We start from the raw sequence: 26,146 nt of genomic DNA on the forward strand, positions 1-26,146 counted from the left end.
GGGCCCGACGACAGAATGGACCAACACCATGCGTAGGACCTTCCTGAGCGCCGCGACCCTGGCGGTCTCTGCCCTCGCCCTGACCCAGGCCCTTCCGGCCAACGCCGACGGCATCGGGGTCTCCGACCCGAAGGACCTCGGCCACGGGGTCGACCTCCGGTCGGTGGAGGTCGAGCACAAGAACGCCAACATCGTCGTCACCACGACCCACACCGACCTGAGGCCGTCGTACAAGACGGGCTCGTCGGGCTCGGTCTTCCTCGACACCGACCCCGACGACCGCGGCCCGGAGTACCTCTTCGCCGGCGGCTTCTTCCTCGGCACCGACTACAACCTGCTCAAGGTCGACGGCTTCTCGGACTCCTCGCCCGAGCCCGTCGAGGGCTCCTACCGGATGCGGGTCGACTACGACGCCGAGCAGGTCCGGTTCCGGATCTCCCGCGAGGCACTCGGGTCGCCCGAGGAGGTCCGGGTCGCCGTGCGCGTCGCCGGCACGCGTCCGGACGGCACCAACACCCCCACCGACTGGCTGGGCAAGCCGCGCAGCTTCACCGACTGGGTCGCGCAGTAGGCCGTCCGGAGCCCGTTGCGGCGGGCGACGTGGACGGCGACCTACTTGATCTCACGGACCTCCTGCGGCCATCCGCACCCCTCGGCGATCTTGCCCGCCCACATCTTCGCCGTCTCGAGGTCGGGGACGTCGACGATCGTGATCCCGCCGAGGTACTCCGTGGTCTCGACGTAGGGGCCGTCGGTGATCGTGATCGTGCCGCTCGTGGCGTCGGCGCTGAAGGCCTCGGAGCGGTCCTCCACGAGCCCGCCGGCGAACACGAGGGCGCCGGCGGCGTCGATCTCCCTCACCACCGCGCTGCTCGGCTCCACACGGGTCTGGTACCACTCGGCGGGGTGGTCGCCCACCCACTGCTGGTTGAAGTAGATGGCGTACATCGTCATGTCACTCCTCCTGTGCGGCCGCCCCGTGCGGCCCGTCACCACTCTGACGGACGAGCAGGGTCCGGATCGACACCCCCGCAGCGGTGATCGCGAACGTGCCGACCACGCTCACACGTTGATCCTGTGAGAGTCCTGCAGACGCGCGATGAAGTCTGCGGCCTGGCTCTCGAACAGGTGGACCTCGCGCGCACGTGCGAGCGATCGCGCTTCCTCGGCCGCCATCCGCACGCGGGACGTCGACGTGCCGGTGGCATGCATCAACCGAGCCTGCATGAGCCGGACGAAGCCCTCGGCGTAGCGCTGGCCGTAGGTGTCGATGGAGTCGAAGGCCCGGTCGAGGGCGTCCTCCGCGACGGCGGGGCGACCGCACACCAGGTACATCTCGGCAAGCAGGGCCAACCAGGTGGTGAGTCCGGACCGCGTGGGTTCGCGCAGGTGGGCGTCGATGAGGGCCTCGGCCTCGGCCGTCGCCTGCTCGGCATCCTGGCCCGTCAGGGCGCGGCTCCAGCACCTGCCGAGCCGCTGGTAGGCGCCGAGGAAGACGTAGGCGTGCTCCGGGTCTGCGGCGATGCCCCGGTCGGCCGCCCGCGCGGCCCAGTGCGTGTCGGACACCAGGGCCGCGGCGGTGACGGCGAACGACGACCACACCGTGACGTCGTAGGAGTGGTCTCCGGCATCCGCCTCGATCGACCCGAAGAGCGCGCGTCCCTCCGTGACCTTCCCGTGCAGCACGGTGTTGAGCGCCAGCATGGCCGGGGACAGGAGCTGGAGGTCGTGCCGCAGCGGCTCGTCGTCGTCCCACGAGCGCGATCGCGTGCGCACGACCGCGTTGGACTCGCTCAGGAAGCGGTACGCGTCACCCACGTTGCCCACGTCCCACTGGTGGATGCCCCATGCGTGCCGTCCGTACGCCTGGACCACGGGGTCCTCGGACCGCTCGCCCTCGACGAGGAGCCGCCGCGCCAGGTCGCCGCTGCGGTCGAGCTGGATCGCCTGGGAGTGGGCAGCCCAGTGGGTGAAGAGGAAGTCGGCGGCCGCGCGCTCACGACCGAGCGCGCGGGCGACCGTCTCGGCGCGCTCGAGGAGGGCCGAGGTCGAGTCCGCGTCTCCCATGTACCCGGACTGCATGCCGATCACCGCGACGAGCTGCGACAGTGCCGACAGCTCGAGCTCGAGCAGCCCGGCCTCCCGGCTGATGGCTGCGGCGCCCTGGAGGTGAGTGGCGGCGGAGTCGAACGCCGATCGCGAGATGGCCCGGCGGCCGGCGCGGAGCAGCGCGGTGGTGGTGCGCTCGGCGTCCGCGAGCGGTCCGGCCAACCTGAGGTGATGGGCCAGCCGCTCGTCGTCGGACTCGTCCCGCGAGGGCGCGGTCTCCAGCGCACCTGCGATCTGCAGGTGGAAGCGCCCCAGCTCGACCGGTGAGGTGGACTGGATGACCGACTCGCGCACCAGGTCGTGGGCGAAGGCCAGGTTGAACGGCGTGCCGTTGGTCGTGAGCAGCGCCAGGGCGTCCGCGGGATCGAGCAACGCGATGCACGCCTCGACGTCCAGTCCCGACGCCCGGGCCAGGAGGCGCAGGTCGACCTCCCGGCCCATCAGGGCGGCGCGCTGGATCACCACTTGCGTGACCTCATCGAGGGTGCTCATCCGGTCACGCACGATGTCCCGCACGGTCGACGGGACGCCGCGATCGGCCTCACCGGCGTGTGCGCGGTTGCCGTCGGCCATCAGACGGGCGAGCTCGCGTACGAAGAACGGGTTGCCCTCCGTGCGTGCCTGGATGCTGCGGGCGATCGCCGCAGTGGGTGCGCGGCCCGTCTCCCGTCGGACGAGCTCTGCCACCTCCGCCGGCTGCAGCGGGCCGAGGTGGATCCGCTGGTGGTGGGCGAGCCGGCCCACGGCTGCCAGCGTGCGGCTCAGGTCGACTCCGGGGCGGGGTGCTCGATCACGCAGGATGCCCACGAGCAGCACGCGCGAAGGTTGCTGCGAGGCGACGTGCTTGAACATCTGCAAGGACGCGAGGTCGGCCCACTGCATGTCGTCGAGGACGAGCACGAGGGGACGCCCGGCAGACGCGCGTGCCACGAGGGAGACGGCCTGCTCGAACAGCCGGAACTGTGCTCCGCTGTCCGGCAGGACCGCGCCGCCCAGCACGCTGTCGTCGCCGGGTTCGAGCAGGCGCCCCAGCTCGCCCACGCCCGCCGCGGCCTGCACGTCGGGGGGCTGGTCGCGGCGCAGCTCGGTCAGGACCTGCGTCCACGGCCACAGTGCGGGGATGCCTTCATGGCTCAGGCAGCGCCCCCACGCCACGGTGGCGCCGTGCTGGGACGCCGCCTTGCCGAGCTCCTCGAGCAGCGAGGTCTTGCCTGCGCCCGGCTCTCCCTCCACGAGGACCAGAGACGCGTGCGCATCGATCGCCCGATCGAGGGACTGCATCAGCGTCCCGAGCTCCTCGGCGCGGCCCACGAGGCTGCTTGGGCCCGCTCCGTCGGCGTCGGACGGCGACCGCGGGTGTGGAGGAGTCGGGCCGACCGCCGTCGACGTCGAGGACGAGCGACTCGCCGTCCCCGCCGAGTCGGCAGCCTCTCCGAGGGCACGGGCGTGCGCGGCACGCAGGTCGTGACCCGGGGAGACGCCCAGCTCCTCGACGAGCCGGGTGCGGACGCCGTCCAGGACCGAGAGCGCCTCTGCCTGTCGGCCCGACGCGGCGAGTGCGTCGACGAGGCTGGCTTGCACGGGTTCGTGCAGCGGTGCCATCCAGGCAGCAAGCCGAAGTGGCTGCACCACCCGTTCGGAGTGCCCCTGCGTCCGGGCGAGTGCAGCCGCCGAGACGCACGCGTCGAAGAACTCGTTGTCGAGGCCGGCGAACAGCGGCACCGCGGTCCTGCTGTGGGTGAGTCCGTCCCCGGCGGGTCCGTGCCACAGCGCGAGCGCACGGGCGTAGTCGTCCGAGGCGTCGTCCGGGCGGCCGGACGCCACGTGACGGCGCGCGCCCTCCACGTGGAGTCGGAAGTCGACCAGGTCCACGGCGCCGGGGACCGCGGACAGGATGTAACCGCCACCGCGGCGCTGGACGAAGGCCCCGGACTCGCGTACCGCGAGCGCCGGCTCCAGCACGCGCCGGATGGCGCCGACATACTTCTGCAGGATGTTGATGGCCGACCTCGGGACGTCGTCGTCCCACAGCAGGTCGATGAGCTCCGACACGCTCGTTGGCCTGCCGACCCGCGCGAGCAACAGCGCGAGCAGGTACTCCTGCTGGCGCGGCCCGAGGGCCAGCTCCGTGTCGTCACGCCAGACTCGCAGCGGGCCGAGGACCTGAAGGCGGACCTGGCCGGGCTCGTCTGCGTGCGTGCTGAACACGAGCATCCCGTCCTCGAGCGCTGACCGAAGGGTGATGCGGGAATCGTAGGCGAGGCGCACCCCGCCCGACCACGGTCGCGGGCCGGCCGACGAACGCTCGCGCGACTGGATTTCGGCTGAACGCCGTCCCCTTCGCCGTGCACGGATCGTCCACAACTCGTTGGTGAGGTGGGCTTCCCGCAGTCCCGACCCGGAAGGCCACCCATGTCGCAACCCACTGTCGTCCTGGTCCACGGCGCCTTCGCCGACGCCTCGAGCTACGGTCCCGTCATCCGCCAGCTGCTGGGCGAGGGGATCAGGGTGCTCGCGCCCGCGGTGCCGAACCGTGGCCTCAACGACGACGCGGCAGCGGTCTCGGCGGTCCTCGCGACCGTCGAGAGCCCGGTCGTGCTCGTCGGCCACTCCTACGGGTGCGCCGTGGCGACCGTCGCCGGCATCGCGGACAACGTGAAGAGCCTCGTCTACCTCGCAGGCTTCGTGCCCGACGCGGGGGAGGCCCTGGGTGAGCTGCAGGACCGCTTCGCACCGTCGGACCTGGCGACGGCACTGGTCCCGACGCCGATCGCCGGCGGCGTCGACCTCACGGTCGACGTCGAGAAGTTCCCCGCGGTGTTCGCCGCCGACGTCGACGCCTCGACCGCTGCGGTCCTGGCCGTGACCCAGCGGCCGCTGTCCGGAGCGGCGTTCGGCGACCCTGCTGGCGCCGCGGCGTGGAGGACCAAGCCGGCGTGGGGCGTCGTGGCCGCGCAGGACCACGCGATCAACCCCGATGTCCAGCGCTACGGCTACCAGCGAGCGGGTGTCTCGGCGATCGAGGTCGACAGCTCGCACCTCGTCATGTTCGCCCAGCCGACGGTGGTCAGCGACCTGATCAGGAAGGCCGTCACCTCCGTCACCGAGTGACGCGGGCCCAGGGCGCGGTTCCACAGTGCAGTGGAGCCCGCCGGGACTGCCCCCACCATCCCACCCAAGGAGACACCCATGTTCCGCTCCAGCCGCCGGCTCCTCGCTGCGCTCGGCACCATCCTGGTGGCCGTCCTCGCCGCCACGCTCCTCACGTCCACCTCGCAGGCTGGGGCACCGTCGGCCTGGCCACCCCGGGTGGCCCACCCGGATCCGGGATCCGGACGGCCGACTGTGGTGATGGTCCACGGCGCCTGGGCTGACTCGTCGGGCTGGTACGAGTCCGCCGAGATCCTGCGCTCGCGCGGGCTCGACGTCATCGCACTGGCCAACCCGCTGCGCGGACTGGCCTCCGACACGGCGTACGTCCGCAGCGCACTGGAGACCATCGAGGGCCCTGTCGTCGTCGTGGCCCACTCCTACGGCGGTGCGGTCGTCACCGGCGCGGCCACGGGCCTGCCCAACGTCAAGGCACTGGTGTACGTCGCCGCCTTCGTGCCGGACGAGGGTGAGCCGGTCGGTGCCCTCAACGAGCTGAACCCGGGCAGCCTGATCAACGAGCAGGCACTCATCGTCCGACCGTTCTCGACCGGCACGGGGGGAGGGGCCGACCTGTACATCCGTCCCGAGATCTTCCGCGAGGCGTTCGCGGCCGACCTCCCGGCACGCACGGCCCGCCTCATGCAGATGACCCAACGTCCCCTGTCGGCGGCGGCGCTGGGTGAGCCGTCGGGCACGCCGGCGTGGCGGACCATCCCGTCGTGGTACCTCCTGGCCACGCAGGACCGGACCATCCCGCCCGCCACCCAGCAGTTCATGGCGGCGCGCGCGGGGTCGACGATCGTCAGGGTGCGGTCGTCCCACGTGGCGATGCAGTCCCACCCGGAGTCGACGGCGGCCCTCGTCCTGGCCGCCGCGCGGACCGTCCGGTGAGGCGGGGCGAGTCGGGAGGAGGCCCGGATGCACGAGCACGCCTACAAGGCCCAGTGTGACCTGGAGGAGAGGCGGCACCAGGCGCAGGCAGCCGAGCGGAGGGTCGCGCTGACGCTGTTCGCGCTCGCGCTCGGCACCTTCGCCATCGGGACCGGTGAGTTCGGCAGCAACGGGGTCGTCCAGCTGATCGCGACCGACCTGGACGTGTCGGTGCCGACGGCCACCAACGCGGTGACGGCGTACGCACTGGGTGTCGTCGTCGGTTCTCCGGTCCTGACGATCGTCGCCGCGCGCCTCAACCGCCGCACACTGCTGCTGTTCCTCGTCGGCCTGTTCCTCGTCGGCAACATCCTCTCGGCGCTGGCCTCCGACCTCGGCCTGCTGGCGATCGCCCGGTTCGTCACCGGCACCGTGCAGGGTGCGTACTTCGGTGCCGGGGCAGTGGTCGCGGCGTACGCCTACGGTCCGGGCAAGGGTGGCAAGGCGTTCGCGACGGTGATGGCCGGTCTCACCGTGGCGACGATCTTCGGTTCGCCCCTCGGGACCTTCATCGGCCAGCGGGTCGGGTGGCAGGCCCTCTACCTCGTGGTCGCCGCCACGGGCCTCGTGGCCGGTGTCGCGATCTGGTTCTTCGTCCCCCGTACCCCCGCCCTCGACGGAGGCTCGGTGACGACCGAGCTCGGTGCGCTGCGCCGGCCGATGGTGTGGGTGACCACGGCCATCGCCGCCCTCGGGATCTCGAGCATCTTCGCCGTCTACACCTTCATCGGGCCGTACATCACCGATGCGGTGGGGGCTGACGAGTCGTGGATCCCGGTCGCACTCGCCGTGTTCGGCCTCGGGATGGCGGTCGGAAACTGGGTCGGCGGACGGCTGGCCGACCAGTACGAGCACCGGGGCCTGGTGACGGGGTACGCCGGGGTGCTGGTGTTCCTCGTCGTCATCGGGCTGCGCGGCGACCAGCTGGCGGTCCTGCTTCCGTGTCTGTTCGGGGTGGGGGCGACCACCATGATGGCCATCCCCACCATCCAGGTGCTCCTGACGAGGTACGCGCCCGAGGCTCCGACGCTGATGGGTGCCGTCAACCTCGCCGCCCTCAACCTGGCCAACGCGCTCGGCGCAGTGGGGGGCGCCCTGGCGCTGGGCGCCGGATGGGGCACGCTCTCGACGGCGTGGGCGGGACTCGCGTTGACAGCCGCGGGCCTGCTCCTCTTCGCCGTCACCGTCCCGCGAGCGGCGCCTCCTGCGATGACCGAGCCCACGCCGGCCGTGGCCTGACGAGGTGGCGGCGATGTTGTCGTTGCGCTCCCGCGGATCCTTCCTGTCCATCTGCTCCGACGGGTCGATCCTCTCCGTCGGGTCGATCGGGTCGGTGTGCTCGGTCGGCTCGATCGGGTCGGCGTTCTCGATCGGCTCGATCGGCTCGGTCCTGTCGGTGATGTCCATGCTCTCGAGCCAGAGCAACTGCTCGGTGCTCAGCCATCGCAGCAACTGCTCCATCCTCTGCCGGGTGAGCAGCAGCTCGATCCTGAGCCACCGGGCGACGCGCTCGATCCTCGGTCGCCCGGTCCCGAAGCGGCGCGCGAGGTGACCACCAACGTCGACGGCGCTCCAGGTGCGAGTGGTGGGGAGCCGAGGCTCACAGCTGAGCAGTTCCAACGTCTGGCTTCCTACGGAGTGCGCAGGACGGTGCAGGCGGGCCAGGTCCTGTACGCCACGGGGGACAGCTCGTACGACCTGTTCCTGATCGAGTCCGCCGCGGTCGACGTGGTGCGTGAGGCGAGCGTCAGCGAACATGAGCACGTCGTCTACACGCGGACCGCGGGCGACTTCATGGGTGAGCTCAGCATCCTCACCGGGCAGACGGTCTATGTCACGGCCAGGGTTCGGGAGCCGGGCCTGGTCGTGCAGATCGGGGCTCGTGCGTTCCGCACCTCACTCGCTGAGCAGGTCGACATCGCGGACGTGCTGATCGAGGCGTTCAGGCTGAGGCGTCGCATCATGCTCGACTCGGCGGGCAGCGCGCTCGAGATCGTCGGTCGGCCGGACACGGCCAGCAATCGTGCGTTGCGGACCTACGCGGCGCGCCTGCAGCTCCCGCACTCACCCTTCGACGCGGACTCGGTGGCCGGTCAGTCCCTCATGGCCGCCTACGGCCTTGTCGATGAGGACCTGCCCGCCGCTGTCCTGTTCGACCGCGTCCTGGTCAGGGCGACGCCCCAGGACGTGGCCCGGGCCGTCGGGCTCACCTTCGAGCCGTCGGACCGCGACGTCGACCTCGTCGTGGTCGGCGCGGGGCCGGCTGGGCTCGCCGCGGCCGTGTACGGCGCGTCGGAGGGTCTGGTCACCGTGCTGCTGGATGCCCAGGGTCCCGGTGGCCAGGCCGCGACCACGTCGCGCATCGAGAACTACCTGGGGTTCCCCGGCGGGATCAGCGGCGACGACCTGACGCGGCTGGCGTTGGTGCAGGCGTTGAAGTTCGGCGCGCAGGTCTACGCGCCTTGCCATGTCGTGGGCCTGCGCGGCGAGCCGAGGGGCCCGGTCCTGAGCCTCGCGGACGGCAGCGAGGTGCGCGCTCGCGCCGTCATCGTCGCCACCGGCGCGCGCTACCGGCGCCTCGCCGTGGCGCGCTGGGACGAGTTCGAGCGGCGAGGGGCCATCCGGTACTCAGCGACCGAGCTCGACGTGGCGGGCTGCGAGTCCAGTCCCGTCACGGTCGTCGGTGGTGCCAACTCAGCGGGCCAGGCAGCGCTGTTCCTGGCCTCACGGGGATGCCGCGTCGATGTCCTCGTGCGCGGGGACCGCATCGCGAAGTCGATGTCCAGCTATCTGGTCGACCGTCTGGAGGCCCACTCCATGGTGACTGTCTGGACGAACGCCCATCTCCTGGAGCTGTGCGGCGAGGAGGACCTCGACGGGGTGGTCATCAGGGCCGACGGCGGCGCCTTGTTGGTGCGCGACTCCCGGGCGCTCTTCTGCTTCATCGGTGCCGAACCCGACACCGCCTGGATGAACGGGGTGACCCGTGACGGAGACGGCTTCGTCATGACGGACGTCGCCCTGGCCGCGGCCGATGCCGCGGACCCCGGCATGGCCCTCCTGCCCTACCAGACGAGCCTGCCTGGGGTGTTCGCCGCCGGCGACGTCCGGGCGGGCTCGATGAAACGTGTGGCCTCCGCCGTGGGCGAGGGAGCCAGCGCGGTGGCCTCCGTGCATCGCACGCTGGGCAGGTCCCGAGACCTCCCGACCCACTGAAGCGGACCGGTCAGGACGTCTCGGGGAACTTCACGCCGGTGTTGGCGTGGCAGCGGTAGCCGAAGGGGTTCTTCGCGAGGTACTGCTGGTGGGCGTCCTCGGCGTAGTAGTACGGCGTCTCGCCGGCGGGGCGGATCTCGGTGGTGATCTCGCCGAGGCCGCGGCGGGCGAGCTCCTCCCCGTACACCTTGGTCAGCTCGCGGGCGGTCTGCTCCTGCTCGGGCGTGGTCCAGTAGATCGCCGAGCGGTACTGGGTGCCGACGTCGTTGCCCTGGCGCATGCCCTGGGTCGGGTCGTGGATCTCGAAGAACCTCTTCAGCAGGTCGGCGTACGACACCTTCGCGGGGTCGAAGACGACGCGGATGGCCTCGGTGTGGCCGGTGTGCCCGCTGCACACCTCGTCGTACGTCGGGTTGGGGGTGCTGCCGCCGGCGTAGCCGACCGACGTCGACCAGACGCCGGGGAGCTGCCAGTAGACCTCCTCCGCGCCCCAGAAGCAGCCGAGGCCGAGGACGGCGACCTCGAGGCCGTCCGGCACGTCGTCGCTGACGACGGGGGTGTGCAGGACCAGGTGCTCGCCCAGGGTCCACATCTGCTGCTCGCGCCCCGGGAGCGCCTGGTCGGGGGTGGGCAGGGTGGTGGGCTTGCCGAATCCGAACATGCCTCCATTGTCGCGCGCCGGGCAAGGGACGCGCCCGCGTCTCGCCGGGGGTGCGCGGCACCGGTGGAACTTCGCGGTCTAGACGTTCGCGCTCTGGCTGATGTGGGACCGCCACGGCGGGAGGACGGTGAAGCGATCAGCAACACCGTCGAAAGGAATCATCATGTCTTCACGTCGAACGGGTCGGCAGCTCCTCATAGCCACCCTCGTGGGGGTCCTGGTGGGGGGTGGCCTCATGGTCCTCACCCCGGCCGGGGCCGAGGTCAGCAGCGCCGTGGCCACCAACTGGAAAAAGATCTGGAAGCAAGAGCTCCAGCCGCAGGCAGACAAGCGGTACTACACCAAGAAGAAGAGCGACAAGAGGTACTACACCAAGAGCAAGAGCAACGAGAGGTACTACGCCAAGTGGGACTCCGACGCGAAGTACGCGCTCAAGGGTTCGTCGTACACGAAGGCCGAGTCCGACGGGAAGTACCTCCCGAAGCAGGCACTCATCCGGGGCCAGTACGCCGCCATCGGCACGGGGGCAATGGGTGCCCGGGTTGGCGACAACATCACCTTCGGCGTGACGCTGTCGGCAGCCCCAGGGGTCAACTACCTCAACGCCGGGGCTGCGCCGACCGCCAACTGCCCCGGGACCGCCGCCGCCCCGAACGCCGCCGCGGGCCAGCTGTGCCTCTACGAGGTGTCGAACACCAACGCAGCAGTGCGCACCATCGTCAACGCGGGCACCGGTGCCGCTGGAGCGAGCGTCTTCGGAGCGATCGTGCACGTGACCGGCACCGCCGCGGGGGAGACGGTCGTCTTCGGCACGTGGGCCCTTCGCCCGGCTGCCATCGTCAGCGCGCCGTGAGGAGCGGGTCGCCGCTCGAAAGATCAAGCCGCGAACGGCCGCCGCACTGGGGGTGCGGCGGCCGTTCCCCTGTCCGGGCCGAGAGCCGCGGGGTCTACCCTCGCCATGTGACCCAGGAGCACCGCAACAAGTCCGGTTTCGACACGCGTGCGATCCACGCCGGCTACGAGCCCGACGCGATGACCGGGGCGGTCAACCCGCCCATCTACGCCAGCAGCACCTACAAGCAGGACGGTGTCGGCGGGCTGCGCGGCGGCTACGAGTACAGCCGCTCCGCCAACCCGACGCGTACGGCGCTGGAGGGCGCGCTCGCGGCCGTCGAGGACGGCGAGAAGGGGTTCGCCTTCGCCTCCGGCCTCGCCGCCGAGGACACCATCATCCGGGCGCTGACACGGCCGGGCGACCACGTGGTGATCCCCGACGACGCCTACGGCGGCACGCACCGCCTCTTCGACAAGGTCGCGAAGGTCTGGGGCACCGACCACAGCTCGGCGTCGGTCGCCGACACCGACGCCGTCGCCGCGGCGATCGAGCCCGGCCGGACCAAGCTGGTGTGGGTCGAGACGCCCACCAACCCGATGCTCACCATCGGCGACATCGAGGCGCTGGCCACCGTCGCGCACGACGCCGGCGCCCTGCTCGTCGTCGACAACACCTTCGCCTCGCCCTACCTCCAGCAGCCGCTCACGCTCGGTGCGGACGTGGTGGTGCACTCGACGACCAAGTACGTCGGCGGGCACAGCGACGTCGTCGGGGGAGCGGTCGTGGTGCGCGACCTCGAGCTCGCCGAGAAGGTCGGATACCACCAGAACGCCATGGGCGCGGTGGCGGGACCGTTCGACGCCTTCCTGACGCACCGCGGCCTCAAGACGCTCGGCGTACGCATGGACCGCCACTGCGACAACGCGGAGCGGATCGTGGAGTTCCTCGACGTCGACCCGCGGGTCACCGAGGTGATCTATCCCGGTCTCGCGGCCCACCCCGGCCACGAGGTCGCGGCCCGCCAGATGAAGCGCTTCGGCGGGATGATCTCGTTCCGCGTCGCGGGCGGGCTCGAGCAGGCCCTCGCCGTCTGCGAGCGCGCCGAGGTGTTCACCCTCGGGGAGTCGCTCGGCGGTGTCGAGTCGCTCATCGAGCACCCCGGGAAGATGACCCACGCGAGCGTCGCGGGCACCGACCTCGAGGTGCCGGACGACCTCATCCGGCTCAGCGTCGGCATCGAGACCGTCGACGACCTCGTCGCCGACCTCGACCGCTCCCTGGGCTGAGACGTGGACGAGGCACCCGACCCCCGCTACCTCCTCGCGAACGAGCGGACCCTCCTCGCCTACGAACGGACCGCGATCGGTCTCGTCGTGGCGGCCGTCGGCGCCCTCAACCTGCTGGACGGGACCTGGCCCAACGTCGCCCTGGGCATCGCCCTCCTGGCCGCGTCGGCGATGACCGCCGGCGTCGGCTGGCACCGCTACCGCCAGGCCGAGCGGGCGATCCGGGCGGGCACAGACATCCCCCCAGGGTTCGGCGTGCAGGTCGTCGTCCTCGCCGTGATCGCGATCATCGTGGTGGTCGCCCTGACGGTGCTGGTGTGAGCGCGGTCGTCTGCGTCGACTTCGGCTCGACGTTCACCAAGGCCGTGCTGGTGGACCGCACGACCGGCGAGCTCCTCGCCACCGCGAGCCACCCGACCACGCTTCCGGACGCGACCGGCACCGGTGACGTCCTCGACGGGTACGACGCCTGCGTGGCCGCGCTCGCCGAGCAGGACCCGCACGCGGTCGACGCCGACGTGCTCGCCTGCTCCAGTGCCGGTGGCGGGCTGCGCATCGCGGTCGTCGGCAACGAGGAGCTGGTCACCGCCGAGGCCGGCCGCCGGGTTGCGCTCTCCAGCGGCGGCAAGGTCGTGCTGGTGCTGCACGGCGGGCTCGACGACACCAAGCTGGCCGGGCTCCGGGCGGCCGACCCCGACGTGGTGCTGCTCGTCGGCGGCACCGATGGGGGCAACGCCGAGGTGCTCGAGGGTGACGCCCGGTTCCTGGCCGACCAGCCGTGGCCGGGGCCCGTCGTGGTGGCCGGCAACGTCGAGACGCAGCCCCTGGTCGCGGAGCTGCTCGCCGGCTCGGGGACGCCGCACGTGCTCGCCGACAACGTGGTGCCGCGCATCGGCGTGCTCGCGCCAGGCAGCGCGCGCCGGGCGATCCGCGAGATCTTCCTGAGCCACGTCATCGGCGGCAAGCACCTCAGCAGCCGCACCGACGCCCGCGGCCGCACGTTCACCTCGATGGTGCGCGGGGCGACGCCTGACGTCGTGCTGACCGGCGTCGAGCTGCTCGCGCGGGGCCTCGACGACCAGCACCGCGGGGCCGGTGACGTCGTGGTCGTCGACGTCGGCGGTGCGACCACCGACGTGCACAGCGTCGTCGAGCTCGACCCCGAGGACAGCGGTCTGGCCCGTGAGGTCGTCGCCACCACGCCGGTCACCCGCACGGTCGAGGGCGACCTCGGCATGCGCTGGTCGGCCGTCTCGACGGTCGAGGCCGCGGGCCGCGACGACCTGCACGCCGCCGCCGTACGCCGCCGTGAGCGGCCCGACCTCCTCCCGGACAGCTGCCCCGACCCGGCTGCCGAGCAGGACGCCGACCTCGACATCGCCGCAGCCGCCGTACGGATCGCCCTCGAGCGTCACGCCGGTCGGAGCAAGGTCGTGGTGAGCCCCGAGGGCCGCGTGGTCGAGCGCAGCGGCAAGGACCTCCGCGAGGTCGACCTCCTGGTCGGCTCGGGTGGCGTGCTGCGCCACGGCGGCCCCGACGCCGTACGCCGGGTGCTGGCGCCGGCCACGGGTGACGCCTTCGAGGGAGGTTGGCAGCTGCCGCGCGACCCGCGCGTGGTCGTCGACCACGACTACGTGCTCGCCGCCGCCGGGCTGCTCGCCGAGGAGCACCCGGTGGCGGCACACCGTCTGCTAGGTGGCCTCAGGGCTGTGGGGGATCGGTAGCGTGAGCGACGTGAGCGAGCAGAGCAGCCCCTCGGCCGACCCCCCGGGCGACCCTGAGGTGGAGTCGGGGCGGCGGCGGCTGTTCGCCGCCCTCGCCCGCGAGGAGGAGGGGCTTGCCGAACGCATCGCTGCCCAGTGGGCGCAGAGTCGTGCCGAGCGGCGGACCGAGCCGGCGTTCACCACCGGGCCCTCCAACTTCAGCCGCGCCCAGGTGCCGTGGGGCCTCGACCTCGCCGCCGCCTGGTCGTGGCGGCTCATCGCCATCGCGATCGCGATGCTCGGCCTGCTGTGGACCCTGCGCTTCTTCGCCGTCATCACCCTGCCGATCGCCATCTCGCTGCTGATCACCGCACTGGCCTCGCCCGTGGTCATCTGGTTGCGCCGGGTCGGGGTGCCGCGCGGCCTCGCGGCCGGCGTCGTGTTGCTCCTCGGCCTCGGCACGGTCGCGCTGCTGCTCACCTTCGTCGGCCAGCAGGTCGCCCAGGGGGCGAGCGACCTCTCCGACTCGGTGGTCACCGGCCTCGAGCAGGTGCGGGAGTGGCTGCGCACCGGGCCGTTCCACGTCTCGGACTCCCAGCTCGACGGCTACATCAAGCAGGTGCAGGCCGCCGTCTCCGGGAGCACGGGCGCCGACGGCATCTTCACCCGCGCCACCGAGGTCGGCACCGCCGTCGGCCACGTGGTCGCCGGCTTCTTCATCGTGCTGTTCTCCACCTACTTCTTCCTCGCCGACGGCGAGCGCATCTGGTCGTGGCTGGTGCGCATCGCCCCCCGGGCCGCGCGCGAGCGCGTCGACGCCTCGGGCCGCGTCGCGTGGGTGTCGCTCACCCAGTTCGTGCGGGCCACGGTCCTCGTGGCGATCGTCGACGCGATCGGGATCATGCTGGTGGCCTGGTTCCTCGGCGTGCCGTTCGTGGTGGCCATCGGCGTGCTGGTCTTCCTCGGCGCGTTCGTCCCCATGATCGGTGCGACCGTGGCCGGCGTCGTCGCGATCCTGGTCGCCCTGGTCGACCAGGGGCCGTGGACGGCGCTGCTGATGCTGGGCGGGGTGATCCTGGTCCAGCAGATCGAGGGGCACGTGCTGCAGCCGTTCCTCATGGGCCGCTTCGTCTCGCTGCACCCGCTCGGCGTGATCGTGGCGATCGGCTGCGGGGTGCTCGTGGCCGGCATCGCGGGCGCGCTGGTCGCCGTACCGCTCGCCGCGGCCGGCAACGCCGTCGCCCAGCACCTCTCCTCCTACACCGACGTCGGTGAGGACGATCCCGACGACGCGCTCGAGGACGACATCGGGCCACCTCCCAACGAGGGCGACGAGGTCCACGACGACGGCCCGCTCGCGGGTCCGGACGCCCCCGACGACGACAACAAGGACGAGGACCGGGCATGACCGACGAATGCTCCCTGGCCGACATCGTCGCCGCGCGCGAGATGCTCGAGGGCGTGACGGTGACCACGCCGATGGAGGAGTCGCGCTGGCTCTCCGCGCTCGTCGGTGGACCGGTGTCGCTGAAGTGCGAGAACCTCCAGCGCACCGGCTCCTTCAAGTCCCGGGGCGCCTTCGTCCGCATCGCGCGCCTGTCCGCCGAGGAGCGAGCCAGGGGCGTCGTCGCGGCGTCCGCCGGCAACCACGCCCAGGGCGTTGCGCTCGCCGCCTCGACGCTCGGCATCAGCTCGACCGTCTTCATGCCCGAGGGGGCGCCGATCCCCAAGGAGAAGGCGACGCGCGGCTACGGCGCCCACGTCGTCTTCCACGGCCGCTACCTCGAGGACTCGCTCGCCCGGGCCCGCGAGTTCGCGGACGAGACCGGCGCGGTGCTGATCCACCCCTTCGACCACGTCGACATCGTCGCGGGGCAGGGCACGCTCGGGCTCGAGGTCCTCGAGCAGGCACCGGACGTACGCACGGTGCTGGTGCCCACCGGCGGTGGCGGCCTGCTCGCCGGGGTGGCGATCGCGGTCAAGGCGCTGCGCCCCGACGTACGCGTGGTGGGGGTGCAGGCGGAGGGTGCCGCGGCCTACCCGGGCTCGCTGGCGGCCGGCGAGCCGGTGCCGCTGGAGTCGATGAGCACGATGGCCGACGGCATCGCGGTCGGCCGGCCCGGTGACATCACCTTCGCGGCGGTGCGCGACCACGTCGACGAGATCGTGACCGTCTCGGAGGAGTCGCTGTCCCGCGCGCTGCTCGCCCTGATCGAGCGGGCCAAGCAGGTCGTGGAGCCCGCCGGCGCGGCCGCCGTGGCGGCGCTGCTCGACAACCCGACGGGCTTCGAGACCCCGGCCGTCGCGGTGCTGTCCGGCGGCAACATCGACCCGCTCCTGCTCAGCAAGGTCATCCGCCACGGCCTCGCCGCGGCCGGTCGCTACCTCTACCTCCGCGTGTGCATCCCCGACCTGCCCGGCGGCCTGGCCTCCCTGCTCGCCGAGGTCGGTGCGGAGGGCGCCAACGTGCTCGAGGTCGCCCACGAGCGGATCTCGCCGTCGCTGACCCTCAACGAGGTCGAGGTGCGCATCCAGCTCGAGACCCGCGGCGAGGCGCACGCCGAGCACCTGATGGCCCGGCTGCGCGAGCGCGGCTACCGCATCGACAGCTGAGCTCGTACGCCGTCAAACGCCGCGGAGCGGTGAGTGAGACAGGTTCTGCGGGCAGAAGAGCTGTCTCACTCACCGCTCCGGCGGTGATCAGGGTGGCGCTCAGGCCTTGTAGGGCTCCGCGTCGACGATCTCGACCGAGAACTCCTTGCCGGTGGGCGCGGTGTAGGTGACCGTGTCGCCCTTGCTCTTGCCGTTGATCGCGGACCCGAGGGCGGTCTGCGGCGAGTAGACGTCGAGGACGTCGCCCTCGGAGAGGTTCTCGCGGGCGCCGAGGAGGAACTTCTCCTCGTCGCCGCCGTCGATGCGGGCGGTCACGACCATCCCGGGCTCGACGACGCCGTCGTTGGGCGGCGTCTCGCCGACCTCGGCCTTGCGCAGCATGTCCTCGAGCTGACGGATCCGGGCCTCCTGCTTGCCCTGGTCGTCCTTGGCGGCGTGGTAGCCGCTGTTCTCCTTGAGGTCGCCCTCGTCGCGCGCGGCGGCGATCTTCTCGATGATCTCCTGGCGCCTGGGGCCCTTGAGGTCGTCGAGCTCGGCCTGCAGCTTGTCGTAGGCCTCCTGGGTCAGCCAGACGGTGCCCTGGTCGGTCATGTCGGTACTCCTGCTTCGCGTGGTACTGGATGCGGGTGTGCCTCAGCGCGACCGCATCTGGTCGGTGGATCTCTTCTTCCGTCCGGTCAGAGTCAGCGCGGCAGCAGACGTGGGCCAGCGCTGCCGGACGGGCAGGACATCAGGTTACCAAGCCGGGCTGAAAAGTGCAGGCCGACGGCTCAGCGCGGACGCGGCTGGTCGGGCGAGGTGCACCCGAGCTTCTCCACGGAGGTGGCGCGGCGCTCGGTGCGGATGACGACCTCGTTGACCCCGTCGACCGGGGTGAAGGCGAGCTCGCCGACGGCCGTCTTGTCCTCGGCCAGGGCGCGTACGCGGCAGCTTGCCGCCACGCCGTCCTCCAGCTGGACGTCGACGCGCGCCTCGACCTGGTGGTCGCTCGTGACGTCGAAGGTGACGACCTCGGAGCGGACGTCGGGGCTGCCGTGGAACCACGCCGTCCAGCCCAGCCAGGTCAGTCCGACGACGGCGAGGACGACCGCGAGCCCGACGACTGCGGGACGCCGCCACCGGGCGGGGGCGCCGTAGCGGTCGGCGAGGTCGGTGGTCACGCACAGAAGCGTAAGTCCCTCCTCCTAGACTCCAGACCATGGCCCAGCCCCCCGCGGACCGGTCGCGCACCGGGCTCCGACTCATGCACGTCCACGCCCACCCCGACGACGAGTCGAGCAAGGGGGCCGCGTCGACGGCGAAGTACGTCACCGAGGGCGTCGACGTCCACGTCGTCACCTGCACCGGCGGCGAGCGCGGCTCCGTGCTCAACGCCAAGATGGACCGCCCGGAGGTCTGGGAGAACATCACCGAGATCCGCCGTGAAGAGATGCACCGCGCCCGCGACATCCTCGGCATCCGGCAGGACTGGCTCGGCTTCGTTGACTCCGGCTGGCCCGAGGGTGACCCGCTGCCGCCGCTCCCGGAGGGCTGCTTCGCACTCGTGCCGCTCGAGGAGGCCACCGAGCGCCTCGTACGGCTGATCCGCGGGTTCCGGCCCCACGTGCTGACGACGTACGACGAGCGCGGCGGCTACCCGCACCCCGACCACATCCGCTGCCACGAGGTCTCCGTCGCCGCCTACCACGCGGCCGGCGACCCGGAGCGCTTCCCCGACGCGGGTGAGCCGTGGCAGCCGATGAAGCTCTACTACCACCACGGCTGGAGCTGGGCGAAGACCAACGCCCTCCACGAGGCGATGCTCGCCCACGACCTCGAGTCGCCCTACGCCGAGCGGCTCGAGAAGTGGGAGCGCGAGCCGGAGTGGGACGACCGGATCACCACGCGGGTGCCGTGCGGCGACTACTTCGGCGTCCGCGACCAGGCACTTCTCGCCCATGCCACGCAGATCGACCCTGACGGCATGTGGTTCGCGATCCCGCGTGAGATCCAGCAGAAGACCTGGCCCACCGAGGACTACGAGCTGGTCGAGTCGACGGTCGAGACCACGCTGCCCGAGGACGATCTCTTCGCAGGGATCCCGACCCCCGCTCCCTGAGCGGGAAGTGGGACACTAGAGGCATGCTCGACCTGCTGATCATCGCGCTCGTGGACGACCCGACGCCGAAGGACACCGAGGTGAAGGCGGGCCCGCTGGGCTTCGCCGTGTGGATCTTCATGATCATCGCGGTCGTCATCATCGCGTTCAGCCTGGTCAAGCAGCTGCGCAAGGCGCAGGCGGCCAAGGACGCAGGCGTCTACGGCGACGAGCCGGTGCAGCACTCCGAGGAGCCGGACGCCCAAGGCGGCTCGGGCACCCCGGGCACCACCGCCACGACCGACGAGCGCTGAGGCTCCCTCAGCCCTGCCGCCCCTGCCCGGGCAGCCACCAGTTCCACCGACCCAGCAGCGTCATCGACGCCGGCAGCAGCAGGCCGCGCACGACGGTCACGTCGAGCAGCACGGCCACGGTCATCCCGACGCCGATCTCCTTGACCGCGATCAGCTCGCCGAGCGCGAAGCCGAGGAACACGATCCCGATCGCGACCGCAGCGAGCGTCACCACCGGTCCCGAGGCGGTGATGCCGGTGAGGACGGCCTCGTCGTTGAGCGCCCGGAGGTCCCTGCCCCGATCCCGCTTGCGTATCGGCCGGGCCAGGGCCTCGTCCCACGCCTCGCGGATCCGGGCGACCAGGAAGACGTGGTAGTCCATCGACAACCCGAACGCGAACATGAACAGCAGCAGGGGAGTGGTGACGTCGAGGGCGCCCCACGAGTCGAAGCCGAGCAGGGACGACCCCCAGCCGCGCTGGAAGATCGCCACCACCACGCCGAGCGTCGCGCCGAGGGAGAGCAGGTTGAGCGCCACGGCCTTGATGGGTACGACGACGGACCGGGTCAGCCGGCCCAGCAGCACGGCGGTGAGCAGCGCGACGACCAGCACCGCGATGGGCGCCCGGTCGGCGAGGGCGTCGCGGGTGTCGACCAGCTCGGCCGTGGGCCCGCCGACCAGGACGTCGGCCCCGAGGTCGGCGGCCCGCAGTCGGCGTACGAGGTCCTGCACCTTCGGGCCGTCGTAGTCGCCGGCAGCGTCCGGCTCGGGCTCCACGAGGAGCTGGCTGACGTCGCCGGGCACGGGGTCGAACAGCAGCACGTCGACCACTCCGGGGATGCCGGCCAGCCCGGCCATGGCGTCCGCGGTCTCCTGCGAGGTGAACTCCGCCTCGACCAGCACGGTGATCGGGGTGGCGACCTGGTCGGGGTAGCCGTCCTCGATCGCGGCCTGCGTCAGCCGCGGCTCGCTGTCGCGGGGGAGGGAGCGGGCGTCGGAGTTGCGGAGGTCGAGGGACAGCAGGGGAGTGCTGAGCAGGAGCAGCAGCGCGGTGCCCCCGAGCATCACCGGCCACGGGCGGCGCTGCGCGAACCGCGCGAGGCGCGGCAGCAGCGCGTGGGCGCTGGGGGTGCCGCCCAGGAAGCGGCCGCCCGACGCAGGTGCGGGGATCCGGTCGTGTGACACGGCGACCAGCGCGGGGGTGAGGGTGAGGCCGGTGAGAGTGGCGCCGGCCACCGCGACGAGGCCTCCGACAGCCATCGGGGAGAGCACCGGGTCGCGCAGCACGAGCAAGCCGGCCAGCGCCGTCGCGACAGTGAGGCCCGAGACGAGGACCGTGCGCCCGGAGGTGGCCAGGGTGCGCCCGAGCGCTGCCGCGACGTCGGTGCCCGCCGCCCGTTCCTCCCGGAAGCGTCCGAGGACCAGCAGTGCGTAGTCCACCGCCAGTCCGAGGCCCAGCAGCGTGACGACGTTGACGGCGTAGTCGCTCACCGGGGTCAGGCGGGCCAGACCCGCCAGCGCCAGGAGGGCCACACAGACCGAGCCGAGCGCGGTCGCCACGGGCAGCAGGCCGACGACGAGCCCGCCCAGGGCGAGCGCGAGGACGGCGACCAGCACGAGGATCGCGACGCCCTCGCCGCGCGCGGCGTCCTGCACCGCCTGCTCGCCGAAGGCCTCCTCGGCGAGCAGCGGGCCGCCCACCAGCACCTCGGGCATGCCGACCTGCTGCAGGGTCTTCTCGACCTCCACGGCGGCGGCGAGGGCTCGGTCGCGGTCGACGGTGTGATCGATCTCGACGGTGACGACCGTGCCGAACCGGTCGGGCCGGACGAGGTCCTGCGCGCCGGTGGTCCACGGGTCGCGCACCTCGACGACGTCCGGCAGGGCGCGTACGTCGTGCAGCGTGCGCGTGGCCTGGTCGATCAGGTCGATGCCGTAGATGTCCGCCCCGGACAGGACGGCGACCACCAGCTCGCCCTCGGGGTCGGCGGCCTCCAGCCGCTCCTTCACCTGGGCCGAGTCGCTGTCGTCGCGCAGCGGGTCGGGTGCCTCGGCCAGGTCGAAGACCGAGCCGCCGAGCACGGCGCCGAGCACGACGACCACCGCCCAGGTCGCGAGGACCGGGCGTCGCCAGCGGTGCAGCAGCCGTCCGAGGTCCTCCAGCACGAGCGTGACTGTAACGGGCAGCACCCCTTATGGCGATTGCCAGTCAAAAGTTGTTCACAAACTGTCGGATCGGTCCTAGGGTGAGCGACGTCACAACCGTCCCGGCGTGCGTCGTGCCGTCCGGGGTCCCAGGAGGTTCCGGTGTCGTTGTCCCCTGTCCAACCCCGACCGCGCGCCACCGGCGCCCGGTCTCGCCGCCGGTCACGCTGGACCGCCGCGGCACTGGCCACCGCCGTGGCGGCCAGCCTGGCCGCCATCACGCCCAGCGCGTCCGCGGTCCCCGCGGGCGACGAGCCCGGCGTCACCATGCGTGCCTTCCAGCTCGGCCAGTCGATCTCGGAGCTGTGCACCCTCAAGGGCGGCCAGACGCCCAACGTCGACCTGCTCAAGCAGACGATCGACTACCGGGCGCCCTCCGACTTCGGTGGACTCGCGGACAACTTCGTCGTCGAGGCGCTGGCCAACCTCAGCGTCGAGACAGCCGGCACCTACCGGTTCCGCCTCACCAGCGACGACGGGTCCCGGCTGACCATCAACGACCAGGTCGTCGTCGACCACGACGGGCTGCACGGCGACACCGCCATGGAGGGCAGCGTCACGCTGACCGCCGACACGGTGCACCAGCTGCGCGTCGACTACTTCGAGGCCGGCGGCGGCGAGCGCCTGACCCTTGAGTGGATGCCGCCCGGCACGAGCACGTTCGCGGTGGTGCCGACGTCCGCACTCAGCACCGAGGCCAACGTCACCCGCGTCACCGCCCCCGGCTTCAAGCAGTGCGAGGGCCAGGACGACTCCGCCGGCGACGGCCTCCAGCTCGACGGGGTCAACCCGGCGTACGACCTCGTCGACCTGCGCCCTGACGGCTTCGAGCCGCAGGTCACCGGGCTCGAGTGGGACGGCGACGACCTCCTCGTCCTGACCTGGGGCGGCAACGGCAACGACCAGGGCAACGTCGAGCTCGGCGAGCTCTACCGCCTCAGCGGCGTGAAGGCCGCCGCCTCGCCCGACGACGTCACCAGCACCAAGATCGCCGGCGGGCTCAAGGAGCCGCAGGGCATCTCGGTCGTCGACGGCGAGATCTACATCTCCGAGAAGACCGGCCTGATCAAGCTGACGGGCGAGGGCGCTGACGGTGTCTACGCGGGCAGGGAGGACATCGCCACCTACCCGTTCGACGGCAACTTCCACGAGTTCGGCTTCGGCATGCTCTACAAGGACGGCAAGTTCCACGTGAACCTGTCCGTCTCCATCAACCTCGGCGGCGCGACCACCGTGCCGCAGGGCTCGCAGGACCGCGGCACGCACATCACCATCGACAAGGACACCGGCGTCATCGACTACGTCGCCGGCGGCCTGCGCACCCCGCACGGCATGGGCTGGGGTCCCGAGGGCGAGATCTTCGTGACCGACAACCAGGGCGGCTGGCTCCCGGCCTCCAAGCTCCTCGAGATCAAGCCGGGCGAGTTCTACAACCACTACACGACCGAGAAGGACAACACCCCCGGTCGCTTCGACGACCAGCCGGTGACCAAGCCGGTCCTGTGGATGCCGCAGAACGAGATCGCCAACTCCCCGAGCACCCCCGTCGTCGTCGAGGAGGGCCCGTACGCCGGACAGCTGTTCATCGGTGACGTGACCTACGGCGGCCTGCAGCGCGCCGACCTCGAGGTCGTCGACGGCAAGAAGCAGGGCGCGCTCTTCCGGATGACCCAGGGCCTCGAGGCCGGTGTCAGCCGCGTGCTCACTGGTCCCGACGGCTCGCTGATCGTCGGTGGCCTCGGCGCCGGCGGCAACTGGGGCCAGAACGGAAAGCTCCGCTACGGCCTGCAGAAGCTCGACCTCAACGAGACCGTTCCCTTCGACATGGCGTCCATGGACGTCGTCGAGGGTGGCTTCGAGATCGAGTACACCCAGCCGCTCTCGGCCACGACCCTCGAGGACCTCGCGTCCAAGTACCAGGTCGACCAGTGGCGCTACCGGGCCACCGCCCAGTACGGCGGCCCCAAGCTCGACGAGGAAGACCTCCAGGTCACGAGTGCGACCGCCAGCGAGGACGGCCGTACGGTCACCCTGCAGGTCGACGGCATGAAGCCCGACCGCGTCGTGCACCTGCGCTCCCCGCGCCCGTTCGAGTCCGCCTCGAACGAGACGCTCTGGAGCACCGAGGTCTGGTACACGCTCAACAGCTACCCCGGCTACGTCGAGACCGACCCGGAGCCCGCTCCGGACGGCATCTACGAGCTCGAGGACGGCGAGCTGACCGGCACCGCCGGCATCGACACCGAGCACGCCGGCTACACCGGGTCGGGCTTCGTCGACGGCATCCAGTCCGTCGGCTCGGGCACCACGGTCGAGGTGGTGGCGCCCAAGGCAGGCACCTACGACCTGCAGATCCGCTACGCCAACGGCCCGAACCCGCAGCCGAACCAGACCAAGAAGATGAGCCTCTACATCGGTGACGAGCGTCAGGAGATCCTGATGCCGCCGTTCGCGGACTGGAAGACGTGGGGCACCTACACCGCCCGGGTCACCCTGCCGGCCGGGGTCACCCGCGTCGGGATCGTCTACGAGCAGGGCGACGACGGCAACGTCAACCTCGACCACGTGAAGGTCGTCGACCCGACCGCCGGTCGCACCGAGGCCGAGGACGGCACCGTCACGGGTGAGGGCAACCGCGTCCAGACCGAGCACGCTGGCTACAGCGGCACCGGCTACGTCGGTGGCTTCGAGAACGACGGCACCGCGGTGACGTTCGACGTGACCGCGACGCAGGCCGGCTTCCACGAGGTCAAGCTCGGCTACGCCAACGGACCCAACCCGCAGGCGAACCAGACCAAGCGCATGTCGGTCTACGTCAACGACGTCTTCGTCAAGCACCTCTCGCTGCCGCCGTTCGCCACCTGGAAGGAGTGGGGCTCGGTCACCGACCAGCTCGAGCTGCAGGCCGGCCTCAACGTCGTCAAGATCCAGCGCGACGCCGGCGACAACGGCAACGTCAACCTCGACTACCTCGACCTCGGTGCCCGCTCGGCCTGCGCGCCGGGCGAGACGCCGGGTGCCGACGACGAGTTCGAGGGCACCACGCTCGACACCTGCCGGTGGAGCACCATCCTCAACAAGACGCCGACCGGCGTCACGGTGGCCGATGGGCAGCTGCGCATCAACGCCCAGGCCGGTGACCTGTCCGGCGGTGCGGTCGACGCGAAGAACATGGTCCTGCAGGACGCGCCCGCCGACGGCACCTGGGCGGCCACCACGCAGCTCACGATGACGGGCGCCGACGACTACCTCCAGGGTGGTCTGGTCGCCTGGACCGACGCGAGCAACTACGCCAAGTTCGTCGCGATGGAGAAGCCGAACGGCGACTGGGTGCTCGAGCTGGGTCGTCGGATCAACGGCGACATGGTCTACACGAACACGGACCTGCCCGAGGGCGCCGCTCCTGACGACCTGCAGCTGCAGATGGTCTCGACCGGCACCGCCGTCCAGGGCCTCTGGTCGGTCGACCAGGGCGCGACGTGGACCTCGATGGGCGCGGGCTACCCCTCCACGGGGCTGGTCGCACCCAAGATCGGCGTCGCCGCCTACAACGGCACCGGCAGCCAGGTCGGCGCGTTCGACTGGTTCAAGGTGAGCGGTGACCCGGTCGTCGCGCCGGACACCTGCGAGGCGATCGAGGCCGACCCCGGCTACCGGACGCTGTTCGACGGCACCGCGGAGAGCCTCGAGGACTGGAACATGGCCGGTCCCGGCGTGTTCACCCGTGAGGCCGACTGCACGCTGAAGACCAACGGCGGCCTGGGCCTGCTGTGGCACTCCGAGCCGCTCGAGGGCGACTACTCGCTGCAGCTGGACTGGAAGCTGGTCGCCGACCACAACGGCGGTGTCTTCGTCGGGTTCCCGAACCCGGAGACGACTCCGCGCCAGGAAGGCGGCACCCCCAACCCGGCCGGTGACCCGTGGGTGGCGGTCGAGCAGGGCTACGAGATCCAGATCGACGCGTCGGACGATCCGGACAGCACGACGGGAGCGATCTACAACTCGCAGTCCGCCGACCTGCCGGCTCGTGACGGCGCCTTGAACCCCCAGGGCCAGTGGAACCACTACGAGATTCGCGTGGAGGGCATGCGCATCCGGGTCTACCTCAACGACGTGCTGGTGAACGACTTCACCAGTGCCGACCCCAAGCGGATCCGGTGGCCGTCACACATCGGCCTGCAGAACCACGGCGGTGGTGAGAACGTCTTCTACCGCGACGTGCAGGTCATGGACCTCGCCGACCCGGAGAACGTCGCGTCCGACGTGACGGTCACCGCGCCGGAGGAGCTCGAGACGGGTGCGAAGGGCGACGTCGTCGTCGAGGTCGGCTCGGCTGCCGAGGCGGCACCGACCGGTGAGGTGGTGCTGTCCGTGGACGGCACCGACCTGCCGGCGGTGGAGCTCGAGGACGGCAAGGCGACCTTCGAGGTCGGTCCGTTCGCCGAGGCGGGGACCGTGGAGCTGGTGGCTGACTACGCCGGCGACGTGGCGACCGACCCGGGTCAGGGGAGTGCGCAGCTGAAGGTGGTGGAGCCGTCGACGACCCCGCCGACGACCCCGCCGACGACGCCGCCCACCACGCCGCCGACGACCCCGCCGACGACCCCTCCCACCACGCCTCCCACCACGCCGCCGACGACCCCGTCGACGCCTGCGGTGACGGTCGTCAAGGGCGGGAAGGTCGACGCGACGAAGAACCGGCGCAAGGCCAAGCTGGTCCTGAGCTGCGGCTCGGTCGCCTGTGAGGGCAAGGTCGTGCTGCGGACCCGCGGCGCGAAGGGCAAGCGGCTCGGCGCCGGCGCGTTCGACATGGACGCGCGGGACAACGGTGCCGTGGTGCTCAAGCTCAACAGGAAGGCGCGCGCCCTCCTCGGCAAGAAGGCGTCGCTCAAGGCGGTGCTGGTCGTCCGCCACGAGGACGGCACCACGCAGCGCGTGAAGGTCCGCCTCAAGCGCTGACCCGGTTCCCGGGTGGTCAGGCGCGCATCAACGTCTGACCCCCGGACACCCCCCGACGGCCCGTCCTCCCACCGGAGGGCGGGCCGTCGTCGTTCGTCCGGTCCG

Annotated in this window: 21 protein-coding genes; 15 read left to right on the top strand and 6 right to left on the bottom strand. The window is 71.5% G+C overall.

Features of this window, described 5'->3' with window-relative positions; all coding sequences use genetic code 11:
- Window positions 1–28: 28 nt before the first annotated feature.
- Window positions 29–571, top strand: coding sequence for a hypothetical protein (locus JOD65_RS07695; RefSeq protein ID WP_191192989.1), 543 nt, complete (start codon window positions 29–31; stop codon window positions 569–571).
- 41 nt (window positions 572–612) lie between these two features.
- Here the strand turns inward: JOD65_RS07695 and JOD65_RS07700 are convergent, their stop codons facing one another.
- Entirely contained in the window at window positions 613–954 is a 342-nt protein-coding gene (locus JOD65_RS07700) for a YciI family protein (protein ID WP_191192988.1), read from the bottom strand.
- 108 nt (window positions 955–1,062) lie between these two features.
- Entirely contained in the window at window positions 1,063–4,317 is a 3,255-nt protein-coding gene (locus tag JOD65_RS07705) for an ATP-binding protein (protein WP_307821010.1), read from the bottom strand.
- 204 nt (window positions 4,318–4,521) lie between these two features.
- On the opposite strand from JOD65_RS07705, the gene JOD65_RS07710 reads away from it, so the two are divergent.
- The 5 genes from JOD65_RS07710 to JOD65_RS07730 all read left to right on the top strand — a co-directional run bounded on the left by JOD65_RS07710 (window position 4,522) and on the right by JOD65_RS07730 (window position 9,408).
- Entirely contained in the window at window positions 4,522–5,220 is a 699-nt protein-coding gene (locus JOD65_RS07710; RefSeq protein WP_191192986.1) for an alpha/beta fold hydrolase, read from the top strand.
- Window positions 5,221–5,298: 78 nt separating this feature from the next.
- Window positions 5,299–6,153 (top strand): alpha/beta fold hydrolase, encoded by an 855-nt coding sequence (locus JOD65_RS07715; RefSeq protein WP_191192985.1) that lies wholly within the window; start codon window positions 5,299–5,301, stop codon window positions 6,151–6,153.
- 27 nt (window positions 6,154–6,180) lie between these two features.
- Window positions 6,181–7,431, top strand: coding sequence for an MFS transporter (locus JOD65_RS07720; RefSeq protein ID WP_191192984.1), 1,251 nt, complete (start codon window positions 6,181–6,183; stop codon window positions 7,429–7,431).
- Window positions 7,432–7,444: 13 nt separating this feature from the next.
- Window positions 7,445–7,744: a hypothetical protein gene (locus JOD65_RS07725; RefSeq protein ID WP_191192983.1), complete on the top strand. Its 300-nt coding sequence runs from the start codon at window positions 7,445–7,447 to the stop codon at window positions 7,742–7,744.
- A gap of 86 nt (window positions 7,745–7,830) precedes the next feature.
- Window positions 7,831–9,408, top strand: a complete 1,578-nt coding sequence (locus JOD65_RS07730; protein WP_191192982.1) for an FAD-dependent oxidoreductase — start codon at window positions 7,831–7,833, stop codon at window positions 9,406–9,408.
- A 10-nt stretch (window positions 9,409–9,418) separates the two neighbouring features.
- Here JOD65_RS07730 and msrA read toward each other — a convergent pair whose 3' ends face one another.
- The gene (gene msrA, locus JOD65_RS07735) at window positions 9,419–10,069 is read right to left on the bottom strand and encodes a peptide-methionine (S)-S-oxide reductase MsrA (protein ID WP_191192981.1); all 651 of its coding nucleotides are present in this window, start codon (window positions 10,067–10,069) and stop codon (window positions 9,419–9,421) included.
- Between the two features lie 163 nt (window positions 10,070–10,232).
- On the opposite strand from msrA, the gene JOD65_RS07740 reads away from it, so the two are divergent.
- The 6 genes from JOD65_RS07740 to ilvA all read left to right on the top strand — a co-directional run bounded on the left by JOD65_RS07740 (window position 10,233) and on the right by ilvA (window position 16,506).
- Window positions 10,233–10,922, top strand: coding sequence for a hypothetical protein (locus JOD65_RS07740; protein WP_191192980.1), 690 nt, complete (start codon window positions 10,233–10,235; stop codon window positions 10,920–10,922).
- 107 nt (window positions 10,923–11,029) lie between these two features.
- Complete coding sequence (locus tag JOD65_RS07745; RefSeq protein WP_191192979.1) at window positions 11,030–12,190, top strand: cystathionine gamma-synthase; 1,161 nt, start codon at window positions 11,030–11,032, stop codon at window positions 12,188–12,190.
- 3 nt (window positions 12,191–12,193) lie between these two features.
- A complete protein-coding gene (locus JOD65_RS23950; RefSeq protein ID WP_191192978.1) occupies window positions 12,194–12,511 on the top strand; it encodes a YidH family protein in 318 nt (105 codons plus the stop codon).
- Window positions 12,508–13,914 (top strand): glutamate mutase L, encoded by a 1,407-nt coding sequence (locus JOD65_RS07755; RefSeq protein WP_191192977.1) that lies wholly within the window; start codon window positions 12,508–12,510, stop codon window positions 13,912–13,914. Before JOD65_RS23950 ends, JOD65_RS07755 begins: the two co-directional genes overlap by 4 nt.
- A gap of 10 nt (window positions 13,915–13,924) precedes the next feature.
- On the top strand, window positions 13,925–15,301 hold the full coding sequence (locus JOD65_RS07760; RefSeq protein ID WP_307821011.1) for an AI-2E family transporter: 1,377 nt from the start codon (window positions 13,925–13,927) through the stop codon (window positions 15,299–15,301).
- A complete protein-coding gene (ilvA, locus tag JOD65_RS07765; RefSeq protein ID WP_191192976.1) occupies window positions 15,298–16,506 on the top strand; it encodes a threonine ammonia-lyase in 1,209 nt (402 codons plus the stop codon). The genes JOD65_RS07760 and ilvA overlap by 4 nt, the downstream gene beginning before the upstream one ends.
- 99 nt (window positions 16,507–16,605) lie before the next feature.
- On the opposite strand, the gene greA is transcribed toward ilvA, so the two are convergent.
- Together greA and JOD65_RS07775 are read right to left on the bottom strand one after the other, a co-directional pair.
- The gene (gene greA, locus JOD65_RS07770) at window positions 16,606–17,097 is read right to left on the bottom strand and encodes a transcription elongation factor GreA (protein WP_191192975.1); all 492 of its coding nucleotides are present in this window, start codon (window positions 17,095–17,097) and stop codon (window positions 16,606–16,608) included.
- A 179-nt stretch (window positions 17,098–17,276) separates the two neighbouring features.
- Complete coding sequence (locus tag JOD65_RS07775) at window positions 17,277–17,666, bottom strand: DUF4307 domain-containing protein (RefSeq protein ID WP_191192974.1); 390 nt, start codon at window positions 17,664–17,666, stop codon at window positions 17,277–17,279.
- Between the two features lie 38 nt (window positions 17,667–17,704).
- Here JOD65_RS07775 and mca point away from each other — a divergent pair, with 38 nt between their 5' ends.
- Both mca and JOD65_RS07785 read left to right on the top strand, forming a co-directional pair.
- Entirely contained in the window at window positions 17,705–18,604 is a 900-nt protein-coding gene (mca, locus tag JOD65_RS07780) for a mycothiol conjugate amidase Mca (RefSeq protein WP_191192973.1), read from the top strand.
- A gap of 23 nt (window positions 18,605–18,627) precedes the next feature.
- Window positions 18,628–18,897: a hypothetical protein gene (locus tag JOD65_RS07785; RefSeq protein WP_191192972.1), complete on the top strand. Its 270-nt coding sequence runs from the start codon at window positions 18,628–18,630 to the stop codon at window positions 18,895–18,897.
- A 7-nt stretch (window positions 18,898–18,904) separates the two neighbouring features.
- On the opposite strand, the gene JOD65_RS07790 is transcribed toward JOD65_RS07785, so the two are convergent.
- Window positions 18,905–21,043 carry an MMPL family transporter gene (locus JOD65_RS07790; RefSeq protein WP_191192971.1) on the bottom strand — a complete coding sequence of 713 codons (2,139 nt, stop codon included), beginning with the start codon at window positions 21,041–21,043 and terminating at the stop codon, window positions 18,905–18,907.
- 141 nt (window positions 21,044–21,184) lie between these two features.
- Between JOD65_RS07790 and JOD65_RS07795 the strand changes: the two genes are divergently transcribed.
- Window positions 21,185–26,041: a 3-keto-alpha-glucoside-1,2-lyase-like domain-containing protein gene (locus JOD65_RS07795; protein ID WP_191192970.1), complete on the top strand. Its 4,857-nt coding sequence runs from the start codon at window positions 21,185–21,187 to the stop codon at window positions 26,039–26,041.
- The last annotated feature ends 105 nt before the right edge of the window (window positions 26,042–26,146 follow it).

Source organism: Nocardioides cavernae, assembly GCF_016907475.1.
Lineage (GTDB): Bacteria > Actinomycetota > Actinomycetes > Propionibacteriales > Nocardioidaceae > Nocardioides > Nocardioides cavernae.